This window comes from Pseudoalteromonas sp. P1-26 (genome assembly GCF_001401795.1).
Classification (GTDB): Bacteria; Pseudomonadota; Gammaproteobacteria; order Enterobacterales; family Alteromonadaceae; genus Pseudoalteromonas.
The window spans coordinates 1-690 of record NZ_LKDX01000122.1 but is presented as its reverse complement, the minus strand read 5'-3'; the positions used below and the strand labels follow the sequence as shown (position 1 = coordinate 690).

The following is a 690-nucleotide window of genomic DNA, read 5'->3' as shown; positions in this document are numbered from 1 at the left end:
GCACTGAATGAGTGGCATATTCAAAGTGATGGTTTTAAAACAAAACCAAGCACACAGCAGTTTGTTGCCTCTTACAAAGCAGAAGCCGATCAAATAGCCCCACAGCCCATTGTGAACTTAACTGCGCCACTTAATCAGCTATCTAATCATGCGCACGATTACCTATACAAACAAGGCCGTTTACCTGACCAATTAGCAAACACCGCATTCAGCGAATTTGATTTAGACACCCTAAAAACCCTACAACCTGGCGATCACTTTATTTTAGTGATCGACGAATACCTCAGTTACACCGTCGAAATTAGTAACATCATCGAAGCCAGCAATGGCGATAGAAGTGTATTTGGCAAGGTCAATGATCAAACTAAAACAGGTCATCAAGCCGTGATGACTCTCACAGAAAACACCCTACAAGGCCAATTTGATACCGGTAATCAAAGCTACAAATTTCAAAGCCATGGTGAGTACGGGTGGGTAACGAAGTTGTAGGTAACGGGTGTGAGTTGCTAGCTACAAGGCGAAAGGGGAAAGTTAGCGAGTTTCGAGATACTAGGTGCGAGATAGGAGTCTGTAGCAGATGTATGGACTCCTCCCCATGTACTAGTGTGATTACCAAGGGATACTGACGGTATAAGTACCAAGCGATTTTGACGTAATCACACTATCAATGTTGCCGAGCTTCGGCAAGTT

At 43.8% G+C, this 690-nt stretch carries 1 pseudogene; it reads left to right on the top strand.

Going from position 1 to position 690, the window contains the following annotated elements:
• Window positions 1-489, top strand: a pseudogene (locus AN394_RS22105) (hypothetical protein); the annotation flags it as partial.
• Window positions 490-690 lie beyond the last annotated feature (201 nt).